Consider the following 6287-nt stretch of genomic DNA (forward strand, 5'->3'; position numbering starts at 1 on the left):
GTTTCAGTGCGTCCCCATGGCTTGGCGAGCCATCCATTCCTTCAAGGGGCCACTGTGTTCGAAGCCCTTCATTCCCCAGTTGCGCAGCGCTTGCCATGGCCCTTCGGCCCGGGCAAAAAGCTGCTGCAGGCTGTCGGTAGCCAGCCCCATTGGAAGCATCGCCGCCTTGCGTTCGCGCTCGTAGCTGCGCAACAGCCGCAGGTCGGCCACGCTGCGCCAATAGTCGCGTCCGTGCAGCACGCGGGCCAGCACCTGTGCATCGGCCAGCCCCATGTTCAGGCCCTGGCCGGCCAGCGGGTGCACGTTGTGCGCCGCGTCGCCGGCCAGTACCCAGCTGCGCGGCTGGGTGCCCTGGGGCGGCAGCGCACCGCACCAGCGGCTGGCGCGGGCCTGTTGCAAGGCCCAGGCAGCGCGTTCGCCCTGCAACTGCAGTGCACCCAGTGTGCCCTGGCTGGCAGCTTCGAGGCGCTGGACGAACGCTTGCGGCTCCAGCGCCAGCAACGACGGTACCTGCTCCTGGGGAACAGACCACACCACGGCCACAGAGTTCCCCTGTGCACCGTCCAGCGGCAGAAATGCCAGGATGCCGTCGGGAAGGAACCACTGGTGGGCCACCTGGCCGTGAGGGCGCTCACACGTCAGCCGGGTGGCAATGGCGTGCTGGCCGTAGGGGGTGACCTCGAACTCGACCCCGAACTCGCTGCGGGTGCTGCTCGCGCGGCCTTCGCAGACCACGGTCAGGGCCGCAGGCACGGGTTCGGAGACCAATTCCACCTGCGGTTGGTAGCGCACGGCCTCTGCAAGGCGGGCTTCCAGCGCAGGCACATCCACGATCCACGCCAGGGCGTCGACACCTTGCGTGGCGGCATCAAAGTGCACGGCTCCGCCCTGATCGCCAAACACCTTCATCTGCGCGACCGGTGTGGCATGGACGGCGTCGGGCCAGCTGCGCAGCGAATCCAGCAACTCGCGTGATGCTGCGTTCAGGGCATAGGCCCGCACGTCGGTCTGTGAACCGGCTTGCAAGGCTTGCGAAGAGGCCGTGGGGGAGGGCGCCGCCACCAGGGCGACGCGCAGCCGTTCGCGCGCCAGCAGCAGGGCCAGCGTGCGGCCCACCACGCCGGCACCACGGATACAGATGTCAAAGGTTTTCGCCATGGCGGCATTGTAGGAGCGCGCCCACCGGCGGGCTGCAAGGCAGAATCGCCCCTCCGGCCGAAGGTGCCGCTGACTGGAGTTTCTGGCGTGACCGCTCTTCCTGGTTCCGATCTTTCGGGCGCGATCTCGCGCCTGTTCGTCTACCCCGTCAAATCCTGCGCAGGCATCGAGGTGCAGGAGGCGCTGCTCACCGAGACAGGGCTCGCCCTGGACCGCGCCTGGATGGTGGTCGACGCGCAGGGCGTGTTCCTCACCCAGCGCACCCTGCCGCGCATGGCGCTCATCCGCCCGCAGCTCGTGGGCGGTGAACTGGTCTTGGCAGCGCCCGGCATGCCGCCGCTACACGTGGCCCTGGGCGCGGCGCAAGACCTCGCCAAGTCACACACCCCTGCCACCGCCACGGTCTGGCGCGACACGGTTCCCGCCTGGGACGTCGGTGCTGCTGCAGCGCAATGGTTCGGCGATTTCCTGGGGCAGCCCTGTCGTCTGGTGCGCTTCGATCCGGCCCATCGCCGCCTGTCGAGCATGGACTGGACCGCCGGGGTCGAGGCACCGAACCAGTTCGCCGACGGCTTTGCGCTGCTGCTGGCCAGCGAGGCATCTCTGGCCGAGCTGAACGCGCGCCTGGTGGCCGCCGGGCAGGCGCCGGTGGGCATGGAGCGCTTTCGCCCCAACGTCGTGCTGGCGGGGCTGGAGGCGCATGACGAGGACCGCGTGGACATGGTACGTGTAGACGTCGGCTCGGGGCTGGCGCACCTGCAGCCCGTGAAACCCTGCGCGCGCTGTCCCATTCCCAATATCGATCCAGTCACGGCCGACTGCAGCACCGCGGTGACCGACGCTCTGCAGGCGTACCGGCAAGACCCGCGCGTCGGTGGCGCCGTCACCTTTGGCATGAATGCCATCGTGCGCCAGGGGGTGGGCTGCGTGCTGCGGGTGGGACAACCCGTTGCCGCGGATGTGCTGTTCGCGTGAGCTGCGCGGGCCCGCCGGGAGGGATGGACGTCCAGCCCCGTAAAATCAACGGTTTGTCTCCAGAACACCAGAAAGCCCTGCCATGAGCCTCCAATGCGGCATCGTGGGCCTGCCCAACGTCGGCAAGTCCACCCTCTTCAACGCGCTGACCAAGGCCGGCATTGCCGCCGAGAACTATCCCTTCTGCACCATCGAGCCCAACGTGGGCGTGGTGGAAGTGCCCGATCCGCGCCTCAAGCAGCTGGCCGAGATCATCTCGCCCGAGCGCATCGTTCCTGCCATCGTCGAGTTCGTCGACATTGCCGGCCTCGTGGCGGGCGCCAGCCAGGGCGAGGGCCTGGGCAACCAGTTCCTGGCCCACATCCGCGAAACCGATGCCATCGTGAACGTGGTGCGCTGCTTTGAAGACGACAACGTGATCCACGTGGCCGGCCGCGTCGACCCGATCGCAGACATCGAGGTCATCCAGACCGAGCTGTGCCTGGCCGACATGGGTACCGTGGACAAGGCGCTCAACCGCTACACCAAGGCCGCCAAGTCGGGCAACGACAAGGACGCCGCCAAGCTGGTGGCGCTGCTCACGCGCATCCAGGCTGCGCTCAACGAAGGCAAACCTGCTCGCTCGGTGGAGATCACCAAGGAAGAGCAGCCCCTGCTCAAGTCGCTGTGCCTCATCACCGCCAAGCCGGCCATGTTCGTCGGCAACGTGAGCGAGGACGGTTTCGAGAACAACCCCTTCCTCGACCGCTTGAAGGACTACGCCGCCAGCCAGAATGCCCCCGTGGTGGCCATTTGCGCCAAGATGGAAGCCGAGATGGCCGAGATGAGCGACGAAGACCGCGACATGTTCCTGGCCGAGATGGGCCAGAGCGAGCCCGGCCTGGCGCGCCTGATCCGTGGCGCCTTCAAGCTGCTGGGCCTGCAGACCTACTTCACCGCGGGCGTGAAGGAAGTGCGCGCCTGGACCATCCACATCGGCGACACCGCACCGCAGGCCGCAGGCGTGATCCACGGCGACTTCGAGCGTGGCTTCATCCGCGCGCAGACCATTTCGTTCGACGACTTCATCGCCTACAAGGGCGAGCAGGGCGCCAAAGACGCAGGCAAGATGCGCGCGGAAGGCAAGGAATATGTGGTCAAGGATGGCGATGTCCTGAACTTCCTGTTCAACGTCTGACCGCAACCGGGGGCCGTTGCGTCCCGTGCCGCAGTCCAGGTCCCTGCAACGCCCGGCGCTGCAGGGATTTTTTTCTGGTTCCAGGGGCTACCGTGCCTGCACGGCTTCCTCCAATCAACTCCACCGCCCACACCATGTCTCCCGGAATTGCCTACGCCGCCCTTGCCTATATCGCCTGGGGCTTGTTTCCGCTGTATTTCCGCCAGGTGGCCCATGTGCCGGCGCTGGAAGTGGTGGTGCACCGCACCGTCTGGTCGCTGGCGTTCGTGCTGGTGGTTTTGGCTGTGCGCAGGCAATGGGGGTGGATGCGGGCGCTGTGGAGCCAGCCCCGGGTGCTGGGGGCGTTTGCGGCATCGGCGCTGCTGCTGTCGGGCAACTGGCTCACCTATGTCTGGGCGGTGCAGAACCACCATGTGGTGGATGCCAGTCTGGGCTATTTCATCCTGCCACTGGTGAATGTGGCACTGGGCTTTGTGTTCCTGCATGAGCGGCCCCGCCCGGGGCAGTGGCTGGCCGTGGCGTTGGCCGCGGGCGGGGTGCTGTGGCTGGCGGTGCAGGCCGGGAGCGTGCCATGGATCGCATTGGTGCTGGCCCTGAGCTTCGGTTTTTATGGGTTGATGCGCAAAGTGGCCACGCTGGGTGCACTGGAGGGCCTGACGCTGGAAACGATGATGCTGGCCCCCGTGGCTCTGGCAGTCCTGGGGGTCTGGTCGGCCCAGGGCCAGGGGGCGCTGGTGCAGGGCGATGCGTCCACCGTGGCGTGGCTGCTGGTGGCCGGACCGCTTACCGCCGTGCCGCTGCTGCTGTTTGCGGCGGGCGCGCGCCGGATTCCGCTGGCGACCATGGGCATCTTGCAATACATATCGCCCAGCCTGCAGTTCGCGCTGGGCATCTGGCTGTTCCACGAGCCATTCCAGCCGGCGCGCCTGCTGGGTTTCGTGCTGATCTGGGCGGCCCTGCTGGTGTACAGCGTGGAGGGTTGGCGGGCCCGCCAGGGTAGCGCTGCGGGCTGAGGCGGTGCACCACCCAAAATTTGAAGGGAAAAGTGCATGATGCGCTTGTCTGGTATGCGGAAGCAGCTATAAATTCAGGAGCGACTGGGTTGGCAGGCATCCGATGCGCCAACGCTTGCTGCGCACCGATGCCACCTTATGCCACCCTGGCTTGCCCAGGCAGCCGCAAGTGCGCCGCTGTGTCCGTCGCCAAACCGGGGCAGTCCAGGCAAGCGCGGGGCGTTGGATGACGAGGAGGGCGGCGGGCCCCGGGGGATGCACACTGCGGGCAGCGCCAGCCGGTGTGATGTGGCCTTCGGCCTGCGACCATTTGTGCGCCCGGCTTGACCAGAGTGGTTGACACGCATCAAGCAACGCCCACACTGGAGGCCACGCCGTCTTGTGCCCATCGCCCCACCCACCATGGCCGAAACCCTTGCCGCCCCACCCCCGCCGCCGTCCGATGCCGCCGTGGTGTTTCGGGCGCGCAACCTCGGCAAGACCTACCAGACGGGGGAAGTGCAGGTGCGCGCACTGCATGACGTCGACCTCGACATCGTGCGCGGCGAGTTCGTCGTGCTGCTGGGCGCCTCGGGCAGCGGCAAATCCACGCTGCTCAATATTCTGGGCGGGCTTGACGTGCCCACCAGCGGCGAGGTGCGCTTCGCCGACCATGCCCTCAGCGGTGCCAGCGAGAGCGAACTGACCGCCTACCGGCGCGAGCACGTGGGCTTCGTGTTCCAATTTTACAACCTGATCCCCAGCCTCACGGTGCGCGAAAACGTGGCGCTGGTCACGGACATCGCGCCCCACCCCATGCCCATCGACGAAGCGATCGGGCTGGTGGGGCTCACGCCGCGCCAGCACCACTTTCCGGCGCAGCTGTCGGGCGGCGAGCAGCAGCGTGTGGCGATTGCGCGCGCCATCGTCAAGCGCCCCGATGTGCTGCTGTGCGACGAGCCCACGGGTGCGCTCGACTACCAGACCGGCAAGATGGTGCTTGAGGTGATCGCCCGCATCAACGCTGAACTGGGCACCACCGCCGTGGTCATCACGCACAACGCGGCCATTGCCGCCATGGCCGACCGCGTGGTCTACCTGGTGGACGGCACCATCCAGCGCATCGAGCGCAATGCGCAGCGGCGCGCGCCTTCGGAGCTGTCGTGGTGATGCGGCACGCCCACCGGGTTTCTGCTGCGTGCCAGGCGTGGCCTGGCGGGGGCGTGCGCTTTCGGGCGTTTCTGGCGCTGTGCCTGGGCGCAGCTGCATGGCTCAACCCTGGGCGGGGCACCGCTGCCGGGCACTGCGCGGCGCGGCGACGGCGGCCATGAAAGCCCTCGACCGCAAGCTGCTGCGCGACCTGCGCCGCATGTGGAGCCAAGCCCTCACCATCGCGCTGGTGGTGGCCAGCGGGCTGGGAGGCTTTGTCACCACATTGTCGGCGGTGGATTCGTTGGCGCTGGCGCGCGACCGGTTCTATGCAGAGGGCCACTTTGCCGATGCGTTCGCCACCGTCAAGCGCGCGCCGCTGGCGCTGGCCGATGTGCTGCGCGGCGTGCCCGGCGTGGCCGATGTGCAGGTGACGGTGGAGCAGGTGGTGCGTGTGGAGATCGCCGGAGTGGTTGACCCCATCGTGGGCCAGCTCATCGGCGTGGACCTGCGCCAGCCGCCGCGCATGAACCAGGTGCTGGTGCGCAGCGGGCGCGCCCTGGCCCCACCCGGCGCGGGCCAGGGCAGCAGCGATAGCGCCATCGATGCGCTCGTGTCCGAGGGCTTCGCGCGTGTGCGCGGCCTGCACCCGGGTGACGAGCTGACGGCGCTGGTCAATGGCAAGCGCCGGGCGCTGCGCATCGTGGGCACGGCGCTGTCGCCCGAATACATCTTCGCCGGCATGGCGGGCATGCCTGACCTGCGCGGCTTCGGGGTCTTCTGGGTGGACCGCGAGGCCCTGGCCGCCGCCTACGACATGCAGGGCGCCTTCAACC

The 6287-nt window shown here is 67.8% G+C and carries 5 protein-coding genes and 1 pseudogene; 5 read left to right on the forward strand and 1 reads right to left on the reverse strand.

Features of this window, described 5'->3' with window-relative positions; genetic code table 11:
• Window positions 1-3 precede the first annotated feature (3 nt).
• Entirely contained in the window at window positions 4-1158 is a 1155-nt protein-coding gene (locus ACDELDRAFT_RS06715) for an FAD-dependent monooxygenase (protein ID WP_005794824.1), read from the reverse strand.
• 87 nt (window positions 1159-1245) lie between these two features.
• On the opposite strand from ACDELDRAFT_RS06715, the gene ACDELDRAFT_RS06720 reads away from it, so the two are divergent.
• The 5 genes and pseudogenes from ACDELDRAFT_RS06720 to ACDELDRAFT_RS06740 form a co-directional block, all read left to right on the forward strand.
• Window positions 1246-2133 (forward strand): MOSC domain-containing protein, encoded by an 888-nt coding sequence (locus tag ACDELDRAFT_RS06720; protein ID WP_005794826.1) that lies wholly within the window; start codon window positions 1246-1248, stop codon window positions 2131-2133.
• Window positions 2134-2215: 82 nt separating this feature from the next.
• On the forward strand, window positions 2216-3310 hold the full coding sequence (ychF, locus tag ACDELDRAFT_RS06725; protein ID WP_005794828.1) for a redox-regulated ATPase YchF: 1095 nt from the start codon (window positions 2216-2218) through the stop codon (window positions 3308-3310).
• 134 nt (window positions 3311-3444) lie between these two features.
• Window positions 3445-4323 carry an EamA family transporter RarD gene (gene rarD, locus ACDELDRAFT_RS06730; RefSeq protein WP_005794831.1) on the forward strand — a complete coding sequence of 293 codons (879 nt, stop codon included), beginning with the start codon at window positions 3445-3447 and terminating at the stop codon, window positions 4321-4323.
• 402 nt (window positions 4324-4725) lie between these two features.
• Entirely contained in the window at window positions 4726-5472 is a 747-nt protein-coding gene (locus tag ACDELDRAFT_RS06735; protein WP_005794833.1) for an ABC transporter ATP-binding protein, read from the forward strand.
• A gap of 157 nt (window positions 5473-5629) precedes the next feature.
• Window positions 5630-6287: pseudogene (locus tag ACDELDRAFT_RS06740) on the forward strand (ABC transporter permease); the annotation flags it as partial.

The organism is Acidovorax delafieldii 2AN, assembly GCF_000175235.1.
Lineage (GTDB): Bacteria > Pseudomonadota > Gammaproteobacteria > Burkholderiales > Burkholderiaceae_C > Acidovorax > Acidovorax delafieldii_B.